This is a genomic window from Akkermansia muciniphila (genome assembly GCF_018709685.1).
Classification (GTDB): domain Bacteria; phylum Verrucomicrobiota; class Verrucomicrobiia; order Verrucomicrobiales; family Akkermansiaceae; genus Akkermansia; species Akkermansia muciniphila_E.
The window spans coordinates 37,238-55,107 of record NZ_JABDHQ010000013.1 but is presented as its reverse complement, the minus strand read 5'-3'; the positions used below and the strand labels follow the sequence as shown (position 1 = coordinate 55,107).

The 17,870-nt window shown below is 60.2% G+C and carries 16 protein-coding genes and 1 tRNA gene; 7 read left to right on the top strand and 10 right to left on the bottom strand.

All coding sequences use genetic code 11. The features are described 5' to 3' along the window. The first annotated feature begins 49 nt into the window (after positions 1-49). Positions 50-124, top strand: a tRNA-Thr gene (locus tag HHJ06_RS09235). A gap of 232 nt (positions 125-356) precedes the next feature. On the opposite strand, the gene HHJ06_RS09230 is transcribed toward HHJ06_RS09235, so the two are convergent. Next, the gene (locus tag HHJ06_RS09230) at positions 357-1,820 is read right to left on the bottom strand and encodes a hypothetical protein (protein ID WP_215429046.1); all 1,464 of its coding nucleotides are present in this window, start codon (positions 1,818-1,820) and stop codon (positions 357-359) included. 1,003 nt (positions 1,821-2,823) lie between these two features. Between HHJ06_RS09230 and HHJ06_RS09225 the strand changes: the two genes are divergently transcribed. Beyond that, positions 2,824-3,384 (top strand): putative peptidoglycan-binding domain-containing protein, encoded by a 561-nt coding sequence (locus HHJ06_RS09225; protein ID WP_215429045.1) that lies wholly within the window; start codon positions 2,824-2,826, stop codon positions 3,382-3,384. A gap of 55 nt (positions 3,385-3,439) precedes the next feature. On the opposite strand, the gene HHJ06_RS09220 is transcribed toward HHJ06_RS09225, so the two are convergent. Beyond that, positions 3,440-3,835, bottom strand: coding sequence for a hypothetical protein (locus tag HHJ06_RS09220; RefSeq protein ID WP_215429044.1), 396 nt, complete (start codon positions 3,833-3,835; stop codon positions 3,440-3,442). Positions 3,836-3,872: 37 nt separating this feature from the next. Then, the gene (locus HHJ06_RS09215; protein ID WP_215429043.1) at positions 3,873-4,199 is read right to left on the bottom strand and encodes a hypothetical protein; all 327 of its coding nucleotides are present in this window, start codon (positions 4,197-4,199) and stop codon (positions 3,873-3,875) included. 380 nt (positions 4,200-4,579) lie between these two features. Here HHJ06_RS09215 and HHJ06_RS09210 point away from each other — a divergent pair, with 380 nt between their 5' ends. The 4 genes from HHJ06_RS09210 to HHJ06_RS09195 are packed head-to-tail and all read left to right on the top strand — an operon-like array spanning position 4,580 to position 10,649. Continuing rightward, on the top strand, positions 4,580-5,464 hold the full coding sequence (locus tag HHJ06_RS09210) for a ParB/RepB/Spo0J family partition protein (protein WP_215429042.1): 885 nt from the start codon (positions 4,580-4,582) through the stop codon (positions 5,462-5,464). A gap of 25 nt (positions 5,465-5,489) precedes the next feature. Next, positions 5,490-6,434, top strand: coding sequence for a M28 family peptidase (locus tag HHJ06_RS09205; RefSeq protein WP_215429041.1), 945 nt, complete (start codon positions 5,490-5,492; stop codon positions 6,432-6,434). A gap of 37 nt (positions 6,435-6,471) precedes the next feature. Then, on the top strand, positions 6,472-8,454 hold the full coding sequence (locus HHJ06_RS09200) for a vWA domain-containing protein (protein ID WP_215429040.1): 1,983 nt from the start codon (positions 6,472-6,474) through the stop codon (positions 8,452-8,454). Further along, complete coding sequence (locus tag HHJ06_RS09195; RefSeq protein WP_215429039.1) at positions 8,451-10,649, top strand: hypothetical protein; 2,199 nt, start codon at positions 8,451-8,453, stop codon at positions 10,647-10,649. The genes HHJ06_RS09200 and HHJ06_RS09195 overlap by 4 nt, the downstream gene beginning before the upstream one ends. Before the next feature lie 44 nt (positions 10,650-10,693). Here the strand turns inward: HHJ06_RS09195 and HHJ06_RS09190 are convergent, their stop codons facing one another. Beyond that, positions 10,694-11,896 carry a hypothetical protein gene (locus HHJ06_RS09190; protein WP_215429038.1) on the bottom strand — a complete coding sequence of 401 codons (1,203 nt, stop codon included), beginning with the start codon at positions 11,894-11,896 and terminating at the stop codon, positions 10,694-10,696. Positions 11,897-12,090: 194 nt separating this feature from the next. Here HHJ06_RS09190 and HHJ06_RS09185 point away from each other — a divergent pair, with 194 nt between their 5' ends. Next, on the top strand, positions 12,091-12,447 hold the full coding sequence (locus tag HHJ06_RS09185) for a hypothetical protein (protein ID WP_215429037.1): 357 nt from the start codon (positions 12,091-12,093) through the stop codon (positions 12,445-12,447). Positions 12,448-12,879: 432 nt separating this feature from the next. Here HHJ06_RS09185 and HHJ06_RS09180 read toward each other — a convergent pair whose 3' ends face one another. The 6 genes from HHJ06_RS09180 to HHJ06_RS09155 form a co-directional block, all read right to left on the bottom strand. Continuing rightward, entirely contained in the window at positions 12,880-13,866 is a 987-nt protein-coding gene (locus tag HHJ06_RS09180) for a bile acid:sodium symporter family protein (protein WP_215429036.1), read from the bottom strand. 38 nt (positions 13,867-13,904) lie between these two features. Continuing rightward, positions 13,905-15,086, bottom strand: a complete 1,182-nt coding sequence (gene tyrS / locus HHJ06_RS09175; protein ID WP_215429035.1) for a tyrosine--tRNA ligase — start codon at positions 15,084-15,086, stop codon at positions 13,905-13,907. A gap of 240 nt (positions 15,087-15,326) precedes the next feature. Beyond that, positions 15,327-15,548: a hypothetical protein gene (locus HHJ06_RS09170; protein WP_215429034.1), complete on the bottom strand. Its 222-nt coding sequence runs from the start codon at positions 15,546-15,548 to the stop codon at positions 15,327-15,329. Positions 15,549-15,616: 68 nt separating this feature from the next. Beyond that, complete coding sequence (locus tag HHJ06_RS09165; RefSeq protein ID WP_102713772.1) at positions 15,617-15,979, bottom strand: DMT family protein; 363 nt, start codon at positions 15,977-15,979, stop codon at positions 15,617-15,619. Positions 15,980-15,998: 19 nt separating this feature from the next. Then, complete coding sequence (locus HHJ06_RS09160) at positions 15,999-16,955, bottom strand: ABC transporter permease (protein WP_215429033.1); 957 nt, start codon at positions 16,953-16,955, stop codon at positions 15,999-16,001. Further along, positions 16,952-17,866, bottom strand: a complete 915-nt coding sequence (locus HHJ06_RS09155) for an ABC transporter permease (RefSeq protein WP_215429069.1) — start codon at positions 17,864-17,866, stop codon at positions 16,952-16,954. The genes HHJ06_RS09160 and HHJ06_RS09155 overlap by 4 nt, the downstream gene beginning before the upstream one ends. Positions 17,867-17,870 lie beyond the last annotated feature (4 nt).

Sequence of the window (17,870 nt, the reverse complement as noted above, 5' to 3'; positions counted from 1 at the left end):
TTGCCACAACGGGCCATCTCCGGTAGATATGTGCCACCTCATTTACCACGCCGCTTTAGCTCAGTGGTAGAGCACCCGCCTTGTAAGCGGACGGTCGTCAGTTCAAATCTGACAAGCGGCTCCATCAATAAGCCCCTCAAGTTTAACGCTTGAGGGGCTTGCTTTTTCTTGCATGGCAAAAACAGCCATACGTCAATGTGGAAAATGTTGTGTTGAGGCCGTAGGAATGGCATGAGATGGACATGCCGCCAGTATCTCGAGCTTGGGTTCAGGGGGGGCAGCACGAATTTGTCCTATACGCAGGTTATGGGAAACTGTATCTGTAATTGTGCGTTGTTCATATTATTGTCTATCTATCAGCTAATTGCAGAGCTCCATGGCTCTGTCTCCGTACTTACCTGACAATCAGTACCCATGGCCTCTATGACTTCGTAACAAGGTCCCCCTCCAAAGACCACCCGGTTGAAATTCCTAGCCCGTGTAAAGCATATCTTACTGAAATCCGTCCATCCCAGGTCCCCGCCAAACACATCAACATGCAAGATATTCAGTCCCGATACCTCGTAAAAATCCAATTTAGGGACTTCTGCCAGCTTGCACACACGGCTACCTACCACCAGCCAGACTCCACCTTGGCTCTCATCTTGGCAATACACCAGTCCACGACACTTTTCAGCATACCCGGTAAGGCCGGGGACACTCGCCATCACCGTCATCAAACGGTAAGCCGCGGCAACCTTGTCGTAATAAATCACCCGCACTCTTACGGACGCATTACCGGATACTACTGCTTCGATTGTCACATCCACTACAGATGCGTTAACACCGCCATACCCTGTCGGAGCAATCGTAAACTCATCCATGTTGGACGCGTCCCGGCAATAAGCAAATCTATTGAGGTTCTCTCCATGCGTAGACCATGTAAACTTAACCTTTCCATAAATCCCCGTAGACGCATTGGTTAGCAACAATGTTCCCAAAGGTAAGTAAAACCCGGAACAATCATTATAATTACCCCAAGATGAGCCCGAAAGATAGGTTGAAAATCCAATATCGGCAGTGCAATATCCTCCCTTGGGCACCTTCACAGCAACACCCTGTCCCTCGGTAGGCCAATCTATCAGTTCCCCATCTCCGTAAACTGCATTACCTGAACGGTTAACCAACACGTCATGCTGCCAAATATCGCTCAACCCCATTAATCCCGCCGCCCAGTAGGTATTGAGGGCGGTAGTGTTGGACAAGGATGTGAGAGCAGACAGCGGGATATTGACCCCGCCGTTAGCATTGATGCAGGTTGTGGCGTCGACTGCCCCCCTGAGATGCACCGCTCCATTTGCAAGCAACGACGCTCTACCTCCGCCGTTAATCCTGATTACTCCGTCCTCTACCCACAAGTCATTACGGAGCACAGCCCCTCCCCTTAACTCCACCTGTCCATAGCACCATGTGCGTCCATGGATATAATTTGTGTCAAGGGGATCAGTGGAATAATTATGGACATTGAATATCCCATTGATCGTGGCGGTAGGTGCCGCCAGGCCGCCGGTCAGAGTCATATTGCCCTCTTCATCCGTCAGCTTGTCCTGCTTGCCGTTCCATGTTTCACGCTCTTTCCCTGTTATGTGGGCCACGGCATCATTCGTGTGTGCGTCAAACACAGATGTGTCGGCTTTTGTAGAAAGAGCGGAAGCATCGGCTTTAGCGTTCCACGCGGTGCGCTCATCCTCCGTCACATGTACAGTTCCATTTTCCGTATGCTCCTTCAATTCATTCAGAGAGGCTATGAAAGTGCCGTTGATAGAAGTAATTTTATTCATGATGTTATTCTTTGTCGCGAAGTGGCTGAACAACGCCGCTGCCGCCCCGTCCACCATCGTGAACTCCGAATCATCCTGACTGATGAAAAACCTGCGCCCTCCCCGGCATTGACTGCTTCTACGGTCAACGCAACCGCATCCCTAGATTCCGGGAATACTTCCCCTTCCTCCGGGTGTGGGTTGACGATGACTTGTTTCAGCCGCGCCCAGACTTGAAGCGCTTTCCATTCGTCGGATAAAACGGCAATGCATGATGCCACTTAATTGAAAGTTTCTTCATTTTCCTGGTAAATATCATCCTGTGTGAAACGTCGGGACTTAAATTGTCGGCTGCGCGGGACGAGGGATGCAGGAATCTTTTTCCTTCATTCCCGGCGGAATAACTCCCATGCCCGGGGAACCAGGCGCTAAAAAAGCCCCCCGGCCCGAAGGCCGAGAGGCGAAGTATCCTAACGTAAAGTTCATTAACAGTTACATCATTTCCGGCAGGACGCAAGGCTTAATCTTCCTCCACGGGCCAAATAATTCCCCCGCACGGGAAAAATCACTTAATGCCATGGACTCTCACACCGTGAAAATTCGTGAGAAATTTCCCGCATCCTTTCCATGGAAAAACAGACAGGCGGGATATCCGGGAACGGATGCGGCACATCATTCCATGTACTCCCCTCTCCCTGTTTTCAAACCTCCTCCCCTTCGCCGGAAAATGGAATCAATCCACGCATTCACGGGTTCCTGCAAATTTCCGGCGTGGTGATTTTTACCGCCCATGATTCCAATCTCCTGCCGAGGGGAACGGAATGAGAACCGCAAGGGAAAGCACCGGATACGGTCCGGAACAGACGCATGCCCCCTGCTTCCGGCAAAGCCGACCTGTCCGCGCGCGGACGCCGGGGACAACAACGGACCCGTCAGAAAGCCGTTTCCCCTCTTGAACATGCACTGATTGCAGTTCCAAGAGATACCATCCACCATTGAATCAATGAATGCTATAGAACAAAGCATGGCTGAGACTATTCTCCGCTTTGAAGATGCCCGCGTAACCGGATCGGACTCCCTGCGCGTTTCCCCCCTTCCTGCCGCCGACAAGGGCGGCAAACGGGAGATTTGCGGCATTTGCGACGGCATTGAACCCGCCGTATTCAGCCGCCTGAAAGACCTGCTTGACGCTGGAAAACAGAAAGAAGCCTGGGAAGGATGCCTGCAATACGTGCTGGACAACACCTCCGCCGTACGCTCCTGGATTGGCTCTGACGCCCATCCGGCCACGGAATTCATCCTGCGCGACCATTACTTCAATTCCGGCAGCAGGAATACCGGAAAAATCCTTCAACGCGCCCTTAACGACCACGGGGCCTCCCTCACGGTAGACGGCATTCCCGGAAAACAGACCCGGCAGACATTGCAGGCCGTTCTTGCCCGGTCCGGAGAGGCGGAATTCATCGCCAGCCTCAACGAGCAGCGCAAGGCGTTTTACCGTTCCTGCAAGCAGTTCCCCATCTTCGGAAAGGGATGGCTGAACCGCAGTGAAGCCGCCTACCAGTTCGCCCGCTCCCTGGTCTAGGAGAACTTCCCAAGAAAAAGCGTCCATGCGGGGAATACGCATGGACGCTTTTGTTTTATCCACATGGCGGGGAAACCGTCTTCCCCTCCGCAGACGCCGCCAGCAGGCGGCAGAACCGGGCGGAAGGCAGCTTCGCCAGGCGGCCGTCCCCGCGCTTGCCATGCTGGGTCAGAATCCACGGCAGGGAGAGAATCTCCCGTTCATAAGCTAGCAGGTTCCTCACCTCCCCGGCCAGAAAATGGAGGTGCCAGGCGTCACACCGTTCCGGCCTGAACCGGCAGCGGACGTCAACAATCCGGCAAAAGGGGGCGCGGGAGTCCACCCGGCGCGCCATCAGGACAAGCTGCGGAGTAAGGACGCATACGTCCTGATGGAGTCCGTCTTCCTCCATCTCCTCCGCGCACCTGCCCGCGGCCAGGTAGTAGCGGACGGCGGCTGATAAAGCGTTCATTCCATACTCCTTTCCCGCAGGACCGGACAGACCGGAATCACTTGTTCTTCCGGATTCTCTGAATAACGGGCGGCATGTCCGCTTCCGGCTGAGCCTGGGAGTAGGAGAGGCGGCCCGGCTCCAGCACCAGGCAGGAGCCGTCCTTGCAGATTTCCGTCCGCTGCGCCGTCACGTCAACGGTATGCCCGCAGCCGCCCAGCAGGGCCGCAGCCGCATAAACCGCTCCCGCCAGGACCACCCACAGGAGGCGTTCCCACCATTTCAGGCCGGTTCTGGTTTTGCTTTTCTCATAGGCATCCTTCATGCCCTGCTTCCCCGCCTCCAGGGCGGCCTTCTTCTGTTCTTCCGTCAGGTTGAGTTTCATTGGACAACAGGGGTGGAGGGTTGGTGGGGAAAGCCCCCCACGCCGTTAAACTGGTTATTACTGTTCATCTTGTTCATTTGTTGGTTCATTGTCCTGGGAGGGCCTGCGCGCAGAACCTTTCAGGGCAAGCCCATCTTTGAACCGCCCGCAGGGGGCGCGGCAACACGCCTGACGCGTCCATGGGAAAGGAAAACAAAGCAGCCCGCCCTTGAACCACCGGAAAGGAAGCTGACGCGGCGCTTTTTGAGAACCGTCTTCCGGACACGGAACACCGCCGCACGCACCGCACCGCCAACCGGGCGGGAGGGCGGGAATTTCCGCTTCAGATAACAAATACCCTGTTGAAAACGGAGCAGGTTCATGCTAGTTTCTTCTCTGCTATGGCAAAACCGGCTCTGGGGAAAGGCTTTGACGCCCTTATCAATCAAAATCTGTCTCGTGAATCCTTGGCGGCTCCCCAGGCGGGAGACGTTGTGCATCAATTATCCCACGCTTCCATCATCCCCAGTTCCCTCCAGCCCCGCGCCATCTTTACTCCGGAACAACTGGCGGAACTGGTGGATTCCATCAAGGAACACGGCATCATCCAGCCGCTGATCGTCCGGAAAACGGAGAGCGGCAAGTATGAACTGATCGCCGGGGAAAGGCGCTGGCGCGCGTCCGGCATCCTGGGCCTTTCCACCGTGCCCGCCATCATCCGGGAAGCTTCCGACAAGGATGTACTGGAACTGGCGCTGATTGAAAACCTCCAGCGTGAAAACCTGAGCCCGCTGGAAGAGGCCTCCGGCTACATGCGCCTGAAAACGGAATTCCGCATGAAGCAGGGGGACATTGCCAAGCGCGTGGGCAAATCCCGCGCCTCCGTAGCCAACAGCATGCGCCTGCTTGACCTGCCCCAGGCGGTTCAGGACATGCTGGGGAACGCCTTCATCAGTGTGGGACACGCCAAAGTCCTGCTTTCCCTCAGGAACGGGGACCAGCAGATCCAGCTCGGGCGCGACATCGTCAACAAGGGGTACACCGTCCGCCAGACGGAAAAGGCCATCCAGAAGATTCTCAACCCTCCGGAACCTGCCCCGGCCAGAAAGCCTTCCTCCCCGCAGTACAAGAAGATTTCCAGCGTGCTCGCCAAACAGTTCGGCACGCCCGTCAACATCTCAGGACAGGGGTCCAAGGGCTCCATTGAGATTACCTTTTCCAGCAAGGCCGATTTTATCCGCATCCTTGAACTCCTGGGACAGGATGAATGGTCTGATTCCAAGTAAAAACCTTCCACCCCGTTTCTCTTCCATGACGCTCCGCATCGGACTTATTCTGCTCACGGCCCTGCTGACGCAGTGCGGAAAACCCGTGGAAACGCTCCCTGCCGATGCGGAAACCATTCCCGCCCAGCTTCAGGAGACGGACCATTTCAACGGCGGGAACGCCATGTTCCATGCCGCCCGGATAACGGAAATGGGAGACAGGAGCGCCGGCTCACCCGGCTACCGCAGCCAATTGGAGTACCTGAAAGGGGAACTGGCCAGACACGGATGGACGTGCCGGGAACAATCCTTTGAGGAGGAAACGCCCAGGGGCCGCATCCGGTTCACCAACCTGCGGGCGCGCTTTGGCGCGGAACCGGATTTCCGGGCCCCCGTGCAGGGCTTGCTGACCTGCCATATTGATACCAAGCCGGACATCCCCGGGTTCACGGGAGCCAATGACGGAGCTTCCGGAGCCGCTGCCATCCTGGAGACGGCCCGCATCCTGTCCGGGGAACCCGCCCGCGCCAGGGAAATGGAACTGGTGTTTTTTGACGGGGAAGAAAGCTTTGCCAAGCACATGGACAATGAGGACGGCCTGTACGGCTCCAAGCATTACGCCGCCGCCCTTCAGCCGCCGCTGCCACGGTGGCAGCTCAACCTGGACATGGTGGGACGCCAGGGAAAAAAGATACGCATTCCGGCCATGACGCCCCAGTCCATGTACCAGGTTTATTCCCGCGCCATCCGTGAACTGGGCTATTCACCGGAGGAATGGGGGATATCCGGCTACGCCATTCTGGATGACCACGTCCCCTTCATGGAGCGCGGCATGGACACCCTGAACCTCATTGACGATTTTGAGGACGGCAACTGGTGGCACACGTCCAAGGATAACATGGGCATTCTGGGAGAAAAATCTTTCAGAAACACAGGAGAAATGACCCTGCATATCCTCCGCCAGCTGCTGCCCGGCCCGCCTTCCACCTGACCAGCAGGCCTGAATACCCAACTACCCCTACCCTCCCATGTCCTTCACCTCTCCCTGGCTGCTCTGGGCTCTCTTCGCAGCCTCCATTCCCATCATCATCCACCTGGTCAACCGGTGGCGGCACCGGTCCGTCCATTGGGCGGCCATGGAATTCCTGCTCCGCGCGGCCAGGGAAACCCGCGGAACAAAGAAACTGCTGCATTACCTGATTCTGGCTCTGCGCGTCCTGGCCGTGGCGGCCCTGGTGACGGCCTTCGCGCGGCCCCTGCTCAGCAGCTTCTTCGGCTGGGGAAGCTCCGGGCTGAATGAAGTCCTCCTGGTTCTGGACCGCTCCGCCTCCATGGATGCGCGTCCGGACAAGACCAATTCCCTGCGGGACGCCATCCCGCCCCTGGTGGAATCCACCTTTGCGCAACTGGGCCGCTGCCGCCTCTCCCTGCTTGACTCCACCACCGCAGCCGTTACCCAGATTCCGGCTCCGGAAGCCCTGGCGGACCTGACCGTGAGCAAGACCACGGACGGCGGCGCGGACATCCCGGCCCTGCTTCAAAAAGCCATCCCCTACCTGGAGGAATCCGGTTCTGGAAAGACGGAAATCTGGATCGCCTCAGACATGCAGGCCTCCTCCTGGAAGCCGGACTCCCCCCTCTGGTCCAGCGTGCGCCAGCGTCTGGACGCCCTGGCCATTCCTCCGGCCATCCGCATCATGGCCCTCCGGGACAGGCCGGAAAGCAACCGGGGCATCCGGGTACGGCAGGCCCAGGTGAACAACGGCAGGCTGGTGCTGGACCTGGAAGTCCTGCGCCAGGGGTTCAACCCCAACCAGCCGGAGAACGTACCGGTGCACCTTTCCGTGGACAATGCCGCCGCCTCCGCCACGCTCCAGCTGGCCGGGGAAACCACCACCATCAGAAAGGAAATACCGCTGCCGCAGGGCAAGGAATCCGGTTTCGGCTTCGTCTCCCTGCCCCATGACGATTTCACCCGGGATGACCTCTCCTTCTTCACCTTCGCCCCCAGGCCCCTGGCCAACATCCTGGTCTGCGGCCCCGCCGGGGAAGTGGGGAAAACCCTCTCCCTGATGTCCGCCCCTCCCGGCCTGCCCAACAGGAAAGCCACCACGCCCGGCAGCACGCGGGCGGCGCAGACCAAGCTGGCCTCCCAATCCATGGTCGTCTGGTACGGACCGCCGCCGCGCGCGGAAATGGAAGAAAAACTCCGGGCCTTCATTGAAGAAGGAGGCCTCGTCCTCTTCCTTCCGGATGACACGGCCCACGGCATGCGCCATCCGTTCCTGGGCGTCTCCTGGGGCGCAATGGAAACGGCACCTCCGGAGGAATATTACCGCCTGGAAACGTGGGACCGCGAACGCGGCTTCCTGCGGGACGGCTCCGGCCAGGCGGCCATCCCCGCCAACAGGCTCCGCGCCGTGCGCCGCAAGCCCCTGCTGGGCAAATACCGCACCCTGGCCTCCTGGGACGACGGCACCTGCGCCGTTGCCCAGGTCCGGCACGGAACGGGCTCCGCCCTGTTCCTGGGAACCCTCCCCAGATACTCCTGGTCCAACCTGGCGGACGGCCACCTGCTGCTCCCCCTGCTCCAGCGCATGGCGGACCGGGGGGCGGAACGCTTCTCCACGGCCATCTCTCTCCGGGTGAACGATCCGGCCCTGCCGCAATCCGCCACGGATACCCCCGTGCGCATGGACAATGCCCAGGGCTCCCACCCCTCCGGCTCTCCGGCGGATACGGCGGGCGTGTACCGCCTGGGGGCGCAGACCTACGCCGTCAACCGCCCCTGGTCTGAAGACAATCCGGACCAGATTACGGATGAGAAGGTCCGCCTTCTTCTGCCGGGCGCCTCCATCAGCTCCATGCAGAGCACGGCGGAAACGCCCTCCCTGGTGCAGGAGGCCTGGAAGCTCTTCCTCATCATCTCCCTTGCCTGCCTGCTTCTGGAAGCCTTCCTGTGCCTGCCCCGGCACACGGCCAAACGTCCCAACCCCGCCACCCGCCCATGAGCCTGAGCCTTCAACCTACCGCGTTAAGCATTATCCTGGCCGTCCTGGTCATGGGCGCCGGCGTGTGGATGAGCCGCACCGCCTGCAAGCGCAACCGCCGGCCGCTCACCTTTAAGCTGGAACTGCTGCGCCTGCTGATTCTGGCGGGCATCTGCTTCCTGCTCTTCCAGCCGGAATGGGTCATCACCTCCGCCCCGCAGGAAAAACCCAAGGTCTCCATCCTGGAGGACCGCTCCGGCTCCATGGAAACGCAGGACGTGGAGCTCACCCCCCTGCACGTCGTCACCCGCACGGCTTACGTGCAGGAACTTATCAAGGGCAACAGCACGGAATCCCTGAAAGACACGCATGTGGTGGAAAACGCAGCCTTCGGCGCGCCTCCCCCTCCGGACTCCGCTGACTACGCCATGGCCGGCACGGACCTGGCCCAGCCGCTGGAAGACGCCATGCACTCCTCGGACAACCTCCGGGCCGTCATCATGTTCACGGACGGCGGGCACAACACCCCCGCCTCCGTGCTCACGCAGGCCCAGCGCATGCGCACGCGGGGCATCCCCCTCTTCATCATTCCCGCCGGCAGTCCCTACCCCCTGCCGGACCTGGCCCTTCAGGACGTGAAAGCCCCCACTTACGGCATCATCGGGGAGACGGTGCAGATACCCTTCACCATTAAAAGCACGCTGGGCAAGGAAACCCGGACCACGCTCACCCTGACCTCCAGGGATACGGGAAAAACCGTCACGCGCACCGTCACCATCCCGGCCCAAGGGGAAGTGTCCAGCGCCGTCCTGTGGAAAATAGAAAAGGAAGGGGCGGAAACGCTGGAACTCAAACTACCCGTGCAACCCCAGGAACGGATGCAGAACAACAACGCATCCTCCTTCAGCATCGCCGGCAGGCGGGAATCCATCAAGGTGCTGGTGGTGGATACGCTGCCGCGCTGGGAATACCGCTTCATCCGGAACGCCCTGTACCGTGACCCGGGCGTGGACGTGCACACCCTGCTCATTCATCCGGACATCGCGGAGATGGGGGAAGGCCCCGGCTACCTGCTCAAATTCCCGGACAGGATGGAAGACCTGGCCCAGTATGACGTCATCTTCATTGGAGACGTGGGACTGGGGCCCAAGGGGCTGACCAGTGAACAGGCAGCCCTGCTCAAGGGCATGGTTAAAAACCAGGCCAGCGGCATCGTCTTCCTCCCCGGCTACCAGGGCAGGCAGATGGAGCTCCTGAAATCCGAACTGGGGGACCTGATGCCCGTCACCTTCCTCACCGCCAAGCCGGAAGGCACCACCCAGCCCGCACCCTCCCCCCTCATCCTGACACCGGAGGGCCGCGGCTCCCTGCTCACCATGCTGGCGGACACGGAAAGTGAAAATGAGGAGGTGTGGCGCAACCTGCCGGGCTTCAACTGGTACGCCCCCGTGGAACGGCCCAAGGCAGGCACCACCGTGCTGGCCGTGCACGCGGCGGACAAGAATGCCTACGGACGCATTCCCCTCATCGTCACCCAGTCCTACGGCAACGGCAAAGTCCTCTTCATGGGGACGGACTCCGCCTGGCGCTGGCGGCGCGGCGTGGAGGACAAGTACCATTACCGCTTCTGGAGCCAGGTGGCCCGCTGGATGAGCTACCAGCGCAACATGGCCGCCGGGGAAAGAATCCGCCTGATTCCCAACCCGGAACGCCCGCGCCTGGGGGATACGCTGACGGTCACCGCCATGGTCTCCGACAAGCTGGGAGCGCCCCTCCAGGACGGGGAGGTCTTCCTGGACGTCACTGCTCCGGAAGGCACCGTCAGCCGCGTGCAGATGGACAACATGGACCATACCTGGGGTTCCTTCACCGCTTCCGTTAAAATCAACCGTCCCGGCACGTGGAAGCTGACGGCCTCCTCCTCCGCGGAACCGGACAAATCCGTCACGCTTCCGGTCATCACCATGAATGAAACGCTGGAAAAAATCGGCCAGCCCGTCAATACCGCCCTGATGGAGGAAATGACGTCCATCACGCGCGGACGCATGGTAAAGGCGGAGGAAATCCAGCAGCTCATCAAGGAAATCAAGGACCTCCCCGTGCCGCCGCCCATGGAAACGCGCATTCTGCTCTGGTGCAGCCCGTACACGCTCGGCCTCCTTCTCCTCCTTCTTACCCTCTTCTGGGTTGGCAGAAAGCTCAACGGCACCATCTGACCCGGCGCTCCCCCTTTTCCGCAGGGAAAGAACATACCCTTCCGCTACTCCGCCGCCTTGTCCGCAGCGGGAGGGGACGGCGGCGCAAACTTCAGCGTCACGCCCAGCTTTTTCCAGGCTGCCGCCATTTCCTGCTGCACTTCTTCCGGACGCTTCCCGTTCAGCAGGATGCCCCGCGCCTTGCTCTCATCCTCCGCATCCCGGGCCTTCAGGTAGCTCCGGAGGCGGGCCGCCTTTCCCTCCCCTTCCAGATGGAACCAGTACACCGTCCACAACAGGCCGGCCCAGTACCCTGCCGTGTCTCCCTTCAAGGGGCTGTCATGGCCTGCGGCGGAATGGGAGGAATCCCGCGCCAGCATGTCCGCCAGCGCAGGCAGCGACTCCTTTCCGGTGCGTACGGCGCGCGGCAGCATGGAGGCCAGCCTTTCGGGAAGCTTCCGGAACACCGCGGCCTCCTTCACCATGGGAAGGAAAGCCATGTACGCGGAAAAGCCGTCCACCAGCCAGTGCTCCAGGTCCATGGACTGCGCCACCCAGTGCGTGACGGCAAAGCGCGGATCCACGGCATCCAGCTTCAGCGGTTTCCCTTTCTTGTTCCGCAGCAGCAGAACCGTGAAACTGGTGGGGGAAAACTTGAGCCTGCCATGCGTGAGGCCCGGCGCCTGGTTAAAATCCTCTTCCTGGAAGCACACCCGCACCAGATACTTGCGGGAGGGGCGGCGCGCCACCGTCAGATTCATGGGTAGGCCCGCCAGAACGGACAAAACGGTCTCAAACCTCCGCGCCAGGGCCATGCGTTCCGCTTCCGACAATTTTCCGGGAGACTCAATCATGAAATGGTCCGTTTCATACACGCTCAGCTCATCCGTCTCCTGCACGGCCTTCACCAGCAGGAAGGAGGGAGCCGACGCCGCAGCGGGCCAGGGAGTGTCCCAGTTCGGTTCCAGAGGGACGTAACGAGCGCCGGGGCTTCCCTGCGCGGGGGGATTCTCCGCCCCCACATCCGTATCCGGAAGCGTGCCGCCGGACTTCGCCCATTCCAGAATATACGCCTGGTCCGCGCCGGAAAAAACGTTCTTGGGAACGGCCACCACACGCCCGTCCTGAAGCTTCAGGTCCACCTCCGCATCCCGTACGGCCACCAGCACGGCTACCACGGTTGCGCCCCGGTCATTGGTCCAGATGCGCGCGTGAACGCTTCCGGCCAGGCTCAGTCCGGCCAACGCGGACAGTATCTTTACGGGCACGGTCATAGGGCTCCCTTTGTCCGCACAAACTACCACATTGCCCCCCGGACGCAACCCTTTTCCCTGCACGCAATCCGCTCCGGAAGCCGTTCCACCAAAAGAAGATGGATAACATCCGCGTCATGGCTTCCTTCCGGAGGTGTTGACACGTCCCAGTAAAACCCATAATCTTATGAAAGAAAGGAAAAGCAGGCATGCACATCAGACCACTCAGAAAAAACATTCCGCTGACCGTCGTCACCCTGGCGGCTCTGGGCATCATGCTTTTCCTGTTCTTCATGCACCCCTCCTCCCCGGAAGAATCCCTGGAATTCTATACGCCGGACGGCAACGGCGTGGGCTCCTTCCGGGTGGAAATCACGGATGTGCAGTCCAATCCCGCCTATACGGAAGTGAAAATCGTTCCAGAAGACATGGAACCCTTCCAGCGGTTCATGTCCAAATTCCGCAACAAGCCCGTAACGGCCAAAATCCCCTCCTACGGAAACTACGTCGTTGTGCCGGGCAGGGACATGCAGTGTGACGGCGTCCTGAAGCTGACGGAAAACTGATGTTCCGGGAGGCAGACCCGGACACGGCATGATTTCAGCCGGGAGAGGCAGGGAGGAATTCCCATTGATACGGCTGTCAAAAAGGCATGGCGAAGGGCTGTTCCCCAAGGCTTGAACGGAAGGCGGTCAGCCGGGAATGAAGGGGTGAGCCGTTCATCTTTCCGATTCACTCACCCTGCGGGCTTCATGCTTCGCATTCCGTCCCACCGGGCACGCCCGGTTTCCCGGCCTTCATGGCGGGGTCTGTTCCGGAGAGAAACGGAGGAATTATTCTTACAAGGGCCGGAGGCCCTTGTTTCCGGCAGCGCGGCCATCAAAGAATACGGGGAAGAACTATTGCCCACGGCATGGACGGAAGACGGCCACCTGGGAATGGAGGCCTCCGGCCTTCATGTGAACCCTGCTCCGGCGCAGCGCGCAGGGAAAATCAGTTTACAAACGGTCCCCTTCCGTCCTTCCCACATCCTTCCCCCATTTCCGGGCCAGAAAGGAGCACACCATCAACTGGAGCTGGTGGAATACCATGATGGGAATGACCAGCAGGCCGATGGGCGCTCCGGCAAAGATCACGTTCATCATCGGGATCCCGGTTGCCAGGCTCTTCTTGGAGCCGCAGAAAATGATCGCGATGCGGTCCTCACGGGAAAAACGGAGCCTGCGGGAAAGGAACGCCGTCAGCCACAGGACTGCGGCCAGCAGAATGCCGCAGAACGCCAGAACCTCCACCAGGGAAAGCCAGGGAAGGTTTTTCCACACGCCGTTGATCATGGCGTGGCTGAACGCCGTGTAAATCACCAGCCAGATGGTGCTGTGATCCGTCCAGGAAGTGATGTTCCGGTGCGTCACTACCCACTTGCCTATCCAGCGCTGGGCGAGCTGTCCCGCAACAAAGGGAACCAGAATGATATAGCAGATGTTCAGGAAGGTGGAGAAATCCACGCCCCCTTCTCCCCCGCGGGACCACACCAGCCCCACCAGCAGGGGCGTGAGGAACACCCCCAGCAGGCTGGAGACGGAAGCGGAACAAATGGCCGCCGCCACATTTCCGCCCGCCATGGAGGTAAACGCAATGCTGGACTGCACCGTGGAGGGCAGCATGCACACGTACAGCATGCCCATGCACAGGTCCGGCCCCAGCACGCTGTTCCATACGGGGATGCTTAAAATCCCCAGCAGGGGGAAAATCACGAAGGTGCTGGCGGCCACCAGCCCCTGGAGCCGCCAGTGCATCAGACCCTCCCACACGGAGCGGCGGGAAAGCTTGGCCCCGTACAGGAAAAAGAGCAGGATGATGGCCGCATCACTCAGGCGGCTGAACACCGTATCCCACACGCCGGAACAGGGGAGCAGAATCCCCGCGCTCACGCTGACGATGAGGCCAACGGTGAAACGGTCCAATTTGGAAAGGAATCCCGGCATGGAGGCATTGAAGGAAGGTGAACGCCGTTTCCGGCTCCCTACTTGAAGCGCACGGCGTGTTTCTTGCTCAGGCGCAGAACGCTGCCGGGAGCCAGTTCCAGCACGGCGGCGGGGTCCGTCACCTTCACGTCATTCAACTGGATGGCGCCGGGCGTAAAATGTTCCTTGCGCAGCACGCCGTTGGACTTCTTCACCTGGAAAACGTTCTCAAACAGGAAGGCCGCCAGGGCCAGCGCGTTCATGCCGGCAGGCAGGGAGGCAATCTCCACTTCCGGCAGGTCTGCGGCGGCCAGGTCCCTCTTGGAAAAACGGGTCTCCCAGTCAGCGCGGGCGGCATCCGCGGAGGCGGAATCGTGGTAACGGGCCGTAATCTTCCAGGCCAGCAGCTTCTTGGCTTCCATGGGGTGCAGGTCCATATCCCGCTTTTCACCCAGCAGGACCAGGTAATAGCGGTCCATCAGCTCATCGCTGGCGCTCATCATCTTGCCGAACATCATTTCCGGGGCTTCATCCACGCCCACGTAATTCCCATAGGACTTGGACATCTTGCGCACGCCGTCCAGGCCTTCCAGCAGGGGCATGGTCATGGCGATCTGGGGCGGCATGCCTTCCTCCTTCTGAAGGTCGCGCCCCACCAGGATGTTGAAAAGCTGGTCCGTGCCGCCCAGCTCCACGTCCGCACGGATTTCCACGGAATCCCAGCCCTGCATGATCGGGTACTGCATCTCGTGCAGGCGTACTTCCTTGCCGCCTTCCACGCGGGCCTTGAAATCCTCCCGCGCCAGCATCTGCTGCATGGTGACGCGGGAATTGAGCTTCAGCACTTCCTCATACGTCATCTTGCGGAACCAGTCCCCGTTATAGACGATCTCCGTCTTGTCACGGTCCAGAATCTTGAACGCCTGCTTGGTGTACGTTTCCGCATTCGCCAGCACCTGTTCTCGGGAAAGCGGGGGACGGGTGACGGAACGGCCGGAGGGGTCTCCGATGGTAGCGGTAAAATCCCCGATGAGCAAAATGGCCTGATGGCCCAGTTCCTGGAACTGGCGCAGTTTTTCAATAGCCACCGTATGGCCCAGGTGAATATCCGGCGCGGTGGGGTCCACGCCCAGCTTCACGCGCAGGGGACGCCCTAGCTTGAGACGCTCCTTCAATTCTTCACGGCTGATTACGACGGCAGTACCGCCCATCAATATATCCAGTTGCTCATCTATAGTCATTGATCTGGCGCATAGAGTGCCGGGGGCGCCGCGCCTTTTCAAGCTTATATCCTGTGCGCGAAGAGCCAGGCCCGCCCAAGGGTCCCGCAGAACCCGCCCCTGTTCCAGAAACCGGGCGGCGCGCCGCCGGGGATGGAATCAGGAAGGCCCGGGAAACTGCATTCCGGCACAGCCCTTCTTTACGGCCCTTTTTCCGCCAACGCCGGGTCCATAAGGAACCTTCCCCCGGCGGATGCTCATCTACATGAGCTGGTACAGCCGGGGATAGGAAGCCTCATTGGCGGTAACGTAATGCGGGCGCTGGTGGGGCCTGGGCCGGTTCTGGTTGCCATGCCAGCCATTATGATGATTATGGTTGTAATGGTTTGACGGACCGGGCCGGTAATAGTCATTGTCGTGGTGATGGCACCCTGCGGCCAGGACGGCGACGGTTGCTGCGGCAAGAATAGGTATTATTTTCATATTCATCTTTCTGAATGGTGAGACCATCCGGAAAGAGGAATGCGAACAAAAAAAGTCTGTCACGCATGTCACCCCAGCATGCGCTCCCTGTTGACAAAGAACACGGCGCCCAGCACGCACAGGAAGGCCCACAGGTAGTCCCACTTCCATTTCTCCCCGATGTAGAACAAGGCAAACGGGATGAACACGCACAGGGTGATGACCTCCTGCATGATCTTGAGCTGGGCCACGTTCAGGCCGCCCGCGTTGCCCAGGCGGTTGGCGGGAATCAGGAAGCAGTATTCAAAAAACGCCACGCCCCAGCTCATCAGGATAATCAGCATCAGCGGCTTGTCATCCGCCGGGGAACCTTTCTTCAAATGCCCGTACCACGCCCACGTCATGAAGACATTGGAGATGACCAGCATGGAGATCGTTAACGCAACTTTCATTCTTTTTAATTCAACAACGTCAATCCCTGGAAGACTTGGGGTCCAGGGCGTCCCGCAGTCCGTCCCCCAGGAAATTCAGCGCCAGCAGCGTGGCGGAAAACAGCAGCGCCGGGAACAGGAGCAGTTCCGGGCTCACCTCCATGCGGTCCGCCCCTTCCTTGATCAGCGTGCCCCAGGAGGAATTGGGGACCTTCACCCCCAGCCCCAGGAAGGACAGGACGGCCTCCAGCAGCATGATGCCGGGGACGGCCAGCGTGGTGTACACGATGACGGAGCCGAAGAGATTGGGCGCGATGTGGCGGAATAAAATCTTCATGTGGCCGATGCCCAGGGAACGGGCCGCCTCCACAAACTCCTGCCCCTTCAGCTCCAGCGTCTGCGTGCGCACGATGCGCGCCAGCGTCAGCCAGCCCAGCGCGCCGATGGCGATGAACAGGGGAATCAGCCCGGTCATGGGGCTCACCATTTCCACGGACCAGCCCGTGACGCCGGAAACCCACTGCGTCAGCCGCTGGGCGGGTTCCTCCACAGACAGGGAGAAAATAATGACCAGAACAATAAAAGGCAGGGCAAAGAGCACATCCACCAGGCGCATCATCAGGGAGTCCAGCCGCCCCCCGGCATAGCCGGAAACCAGCCCGTACGTCACGCCGATCACCAGGGAAACGCCCGTGGCCACTACGCCCACCAGCAGGGAAATGCGGCCTCCGTACAGAACGCGGGCCAGCAGGTCCCGCCCCAGCTGGTCCGTACCGAACCAGTGCTCCCGGGAGGGGCTTTCCGCAATGCGCGCCAGGTCCTGCACATTCGGGTGCGGCAGCCACGGCAGGAGGGGGCCCAGGAAACAGGCCGCCACAATCAGCGCCAGCGCCAGCAGGGAGAACATGGCCGCGCGGTTCCGGGAAAGCCGCAGAAAGGCGTCCTTCCACAGGGAAGAGCCCTGCTCCTCCGCGCTGTTCCATTTCCCGCTCTTCATGACTCCGTTCTCAATCTGGGGTTGACGGCCATCTGCACCAGGTCCACGGCCAGATTGGCCGCGACAATCAGGATGCCGTAAAACAGGACAAGCCCCTGGATCAGGAAATAATCCCGGTCCGTGGTGGCATTAACAAAGTGCTGGCCCATGCCCGGAACCTGGAAACAGGTTTCCACCACAAAAGAACCGGTAATCATGGCCGCAAAAGCCGGCCCCAGGTAGGAAAGGGCCGGAATCAGCCCCCCGCGCAGGGCGTGCTTCCAGACCATGCGGAAGGGCCCCGCCCCCTTGGCGCGGGCCGTCCGGATGAAATCCTGCCCCAACACCTCAAGCATGCCGCCGCGCGTCAGGCGCGCCAGATACGCGGCATTCACCAGCCCCAGCGTCAGCGCGGGCAGAACCACGCAGCCCGGGGAATCCCACCCCGCCACGCTCAGGCCGGGCACATTCATGCCTAGGCCCACGCCCAGCAGCGGAGCCACCACAAAGGCGGGAATGCAGATGCCCGCCATGGAAACCAGCATCACCCACCAGTCCATCCACCTGTTCTTGTACAGGGCGGCCACGATTCCGGCGGGAATGCCCACCAGAATGGAAATCACCATGCCGATCACGCCCAGCTGGAGGGAAACCGGGAACGACTGCCCGATCATGTCCGCCACGCTGATTCCCTCCTTCACCAGGGACGGTCCCAGGTCGCCATGAACCAGCATGTTCCACCAGTAGCGCCCGTACTGCACCAGGGAACTCTGGTCCAGCCCGTAACTGGCCTGAAGCTGCTGGAGGACGTGGTCCGGCAGCTTCTTCTCCCCCATGAAGGGGTGGCCCGGCAGCAGGCGTATCAGGAAAAACGTCACCGTCTCCAGCACCAGCAGAACCAGGAGCCCCTGCCCCAGGCGCTTCAGAATCATCCGG

Coding starts and splice junctions, on each gene's coding strand:
- HHJ06_RS09230 (WP_215429046.1), bottom strand. CDS start 1,820: ATGAATAAAATTACTTCTATCAACGGCACTTTCATAGCCTCTCTGAAT.
- HHJ06_RS09225 (WP_215429045.1), top strand. CDS start 2,824: ATGGCTGAGACTATTCTCCGCTTTGAAGATGCCCGCGTAACCGGATCG.
- HHJ06_RS09220 (WP_215429044.1), bottom strand. CDS start 3,835: ATGAACGCTTTATCAGCCGCCGTCCGCTACTACCTGGCCGCGGGCAGG.
- HHJ06_RS09215 (WP_215429043.1), bottom strand. CDS start 4,199: ATGAAACTCAACCTGACGGAAGAACAGAAGAAGGCCGCCCTGGAGGCG.
- HHJ06_RS09210 (WP_215429042.1), top strand. CDS start 4,580: ATGGCAAAACCGGCTCTGGGGAAAGGCTTTGACGCCCTTATCAATCAA.
- HHJ06_RS09205 (WP_215429041.1), top strand. CDS start 5,490: ATGACGCTCCGCATCGGACTTATTCTGCTCACGGCCCTGCTGACGCAG.
- HHJ06_RS09200 (WP_215429040.1), top strand. CDS start 6,472: ATGTCCTTCACCTCTCCCTGGCTGCTCTGGGCTCTCTTCGCAGCCTCC.
- HHJ06_RS09195 (WP_215429039.1), top strand. CDS start 8,451: ATGAGCCTGAGCCTTCAACCTACCGCGTTAAGCATTATCCTGGCCGTC.
- HHJ06_RS09185 (WP_215429037.1), top strand. CDS start 12,091: ATGCACATCAGACCACTCAGAAAAAACATTCCGCTGACCGTCGTCACC.
- HHJ06_RS09180 (WP_215429036.1), bottom strand. CDS start 13,866: ATGCCGGGATTCCTTTCCAAATTGGACCGTTTCACCGTTGGCCTCATC.
- tyrS (WP_215429035.1), bottom strand. CDS start 15,086: ATGACTATAGATGAGCAACTGGATATATTGATGGGCGGTACTGCCGTC.
- HHJ06_RS09170 (WP_215429034.1), bottom strand. CDS start 15,548: ATGAAAATAATACCTATTCTTGCCGCAGCAACCGTCGCCGTCCTGGCC.
- HHJ06_RS09165 (WP_102713772.1), bottom strand. CDS start 15,979: ATGAAAGTTGCGTTAACGATCTCCATGCTGGTCATCTCCAATGTCTTC.
- HHJ06_RS09160 (WP_215429033.1), bottom strand. CDS start 16,955: ATGAAGAGCGGGAAATGGAACAGCGCGGAGGAGCAGGGCTCTTCCCTG.
- HHJ06_RS09155 (WP_215429069.1), bottom strand. CDS start 17,866: ATGATTCTGAAGCGCCTGGGGCAGGGGCTCCTGGTTCTGCTGGTGCTG.